Source organism: Arhodomonas sp. AD133, from assembly GCF_051195215.1.
Lineage (GTDB): Bacteria > Pseudomonadota > Gammaproteobacteria > Nitrococcales > Nitrococcaceae > Arhodomonas.
In genome coordinates this window covers 2,501-5,646 of record NZ_JBNAZM010000091.1, presented here as the reverse complement: position 1 = coordinate 5,646, position 3,146 = coordinate 2,501, and the positions used below count along the sequence as shown (strand labels likewise).

Annotated in this window: 2 rRNA genes (1 of these 2 cut by a window edge); both read right to left on the bottom strand. The window is 57.8% G+C overall.

Annotated elements, in window-relative coordinates:
* Positions 1 to 55: 55 nt before the first annotated feature.
* Positions 56 to 172: ribosomal RNA gene (rrf, locus tag ACPEES_RS22720) — 5S ribosomal RNA — on the bottom strand.
* 114 nt (positions 173 to 286) lie between these two features.
* Positions 287 to 3,146 (bottom strand): 23S ribosomal RNA (locus ACPEES_RS22715) (it continues 33 nt past the right edge of the window).

Here is a 3,146-nt window from a genome sequence, read left to right as displayed (position 1 = left end):
GTGGAATGAAAAAACCCCCTGCGGTTTTGTACCGCAGGGGGTTTAGGTAGTAAGAGCCTGGCGATGACCTACTTTCGCACCACAGCGAGGCGGCACTATCATCGGCGCTGAGTGGTTTCACTTCCGAGTTCGGGATGGGTTCGGGTGGTTCCCACTCGCTATGGTCGCCAGGCGAGCCGGTTGGGTGATCGTCTCGCGTTGGGGCGAGCGCTCACCTTCGTGAATCGGGAAGTCGCGGCGCGATGATGGGCATGCGCGCATTGTTGTCAGACTGCTTGGGTGTTATATGGCCAAGCCGCACGGGCAATTAGTACTGGTTAGCTTCACACATTACTGCGCTTCCACACCCAGCCTATCAACGTGGTGGTCTTCCACGGCCCTTCAGGAGGGTCGAGCCCTCGGGGAGATCTCATCTTGGGGTGGGCTTCCCGCTTAGATGCTTTCAGCGGTTATCCCTTCCGTACGTAGCTACCCGGCAGTGCCACTGGCGTGACAACCGGAACACCAGAGGTACGTTCACTCCGGTCCTCTCGTACTAGGAGCAACTCCCCTCAAATCTCCGACGCCCACGGCAGATAGGGACCGAACTGTCTCACGACGTTCTAAACCCAGCTCGCGTACCACTTTAAATGGCGAACAGCCATACCCTTGGGACCTGCTACAGCCCCAGGATGTGATGAGCCGACATCGAGGTGCCAAACTCCTCCGTCGATGTGGACTCTTGGGAGGAATCAGCCTGTTATCCCCGGAGTACCTTTTATCCGTTGAGCGATGGCCCTTCCATACAGAACCACCGGATCACTAAGGCCGGCTTTCGCCCCTGCTCGGCTTGTCGGCCTCGCAGTCAGGCACCCTTGTGCCTTTACACTCACGGCGCGATTTCCGACCGCGCTGAGGGTACCTTCGCGCTCCTCCGTTACTCTTTGGGAGGAGACCGCCCCAGTCAAACTACCCACCACACACTGTCCCTGACCCGGATGACGGGCCTAGGTTAGAACCTCAAGCATGCAAGGGTGGTATCTCAAGGATGGCTCCACCCGGACTGGCGTCCCGGTTTCGAAGCCTCCCACCTATCCTGCACAAGCATACTCGAAGTCCAGTGTGAAGCTGTAGTAAAGGTTCACGGGGTCTTTCCGTCTTGCCGCGGGAACGCAGCATCTTAACTGCGATTTCAATTTCACTGAGTCTCGGGTGGAGACAGTGGGGCCATCGTTACGCCATTCGTGCAGGTCGGAACTTACCCGACAAGGAATTTCGCTACCTTAGGACCGTTATAGTTACGGCCGCCGTTTACCGGGGCTTCGATCAAGAGCTTCGCCCCGAAGGGCTAACCCCATCACTTAACCTTCCGGCACCGGGCAGGCGTCACACCCTATACATCCTCTTGCGAGTTAGCAGAGTGCTGTGTTTTTAGTAAACAGTCGCAGCCCCCTGGTCACTGCGGCCCGCCTCAGCTCCTCCCGCGAGGGGATTCACTTACTACGGGCGCACCTTCTCCCGAAGTTACGGTGCCATTTTGCCTAGTTCCTTCACCCGAGTTCTCTCAAGCGCCTTGGGATTCTCACCCTGCCTACCTGTGTTGGTTTGCGGTACGGTCGCAATCTGCCTGAAGCTTAGAGGCTTTTCCAGGAAGCGTGGCATCAGTGACTTCGCGCCCGTGGGCGCTCGTTGTCGCGTCTCGGCGTTGTTCGCCCGGATTTGCCTAAGCGAACCGCCTACACGCTTGAACCGGGACAACCATTCCCCGGCTCACCTAGCCTTCTTCGTCCCCCCATCGCAGCAGACTGCGGTACAGGAGTATTAACCTGTTTCCCATCGACTACGGCTTTCGCCCTCGCCTTAGGGGCCGACTAACCCTGCGCCGATTAGCGTTGCGCAGGAAACCTTGGGCTTTCGGCGTGCGGGTTTTTCACCCGCATTATCGTTACTCATGTCAGCATTCGCACTTCCGATACCTCCAGCGGCCCTCACAGGTCCGCCTTCAGCGGCATACGGAACGCTCCCCTACCACGCAAGCAAGCTTGCGTCCGCAGCTTCGGTACACGACTTCAGCCCCGTTGAATCTTCCGCGCAGGCCGACTTGACCAGTGAGCTATTACGCTTTCTTTAAAGGGTGGCTGCTTCTAAGCCAACCTCCTGGCTGTCTCTGCCTTCCCACATCGTTTGCCACTTAGCCGTGATTTGGGGACCTTAGCTGGCGGTCTGGGTTGTTTCCCTCTTGACGACGAACGTTATCACCCGCCGTCTGTCTCCCGTGATTGCACTTCCCGGTATTCGGAGTTTGCATCGGTTTGGTAAGCCTCGGAAGGCCCCCTAGCCGAAACAGTGCTCTACCCCCGGGAGTGAGACACGAGGCGCTACCTAAATAGCTTTCGGGGAGAACCAGCTATCTCCGGGCTTGTTTAGCCTTTCACTCCGACCCACAGCTCATCCCCTAACTTTTCAACGTTAGTGGGTTCGGGCCTCCAGCGGGTTTTACCCCGCCTTCACCCTGGCCATGGGTAGATCGCCCGGTTTCGGGTCTACTCCCAGCGACTGATGCGCCGGTTAAGACTCGGTTTCCCTACGGCTTCCCTAAACGGTTAACCTTGCCACTGAGAGTAAGTCGCTGACCCATTATACAAAAGGTACGCCGTCACCCTTGCGGGCTCCGACTGCTTGTACGCACACGGTTTCAGGTTCTATTTCACTCCCCTCTCCGGGGTTCTTTTCGCCTTTCCCTCACGGTACTGGTTCACTATCGGTCGGCAGGGAGTATTTAGCCTTGGAGGATGGTCCCCCCATATTCAGACAGGATAACACGTGTCCCGCCCTACTCGATTTCACGCACGGACTGCTTTCGCCTACGGGGCTGTCACCCGCTATGGCCGGACTTTCCAGACCGTTCGGCTAGCCTCCCGAGCGCTTATGGGCTGTTCCCCGTTCGCTCGCCGCTACTGAGGGAATCTCGGTTGATTTCTTTTCCTCCGGGTACTTAGATGTTTCAGTTCCCCGGGTTCGCTTCACCACGCCTATGGATTCAGCGGGTGATACCTGGCTTGTGCCAGGTGGGTTTCCCCATTCGGACATCCCCGGATCGAAGCTTGTTTGCCAGCTCCCCGAGGCTTATCGCAGGCTACCACGTCCTTCATCGCCTCCTGCCGCCA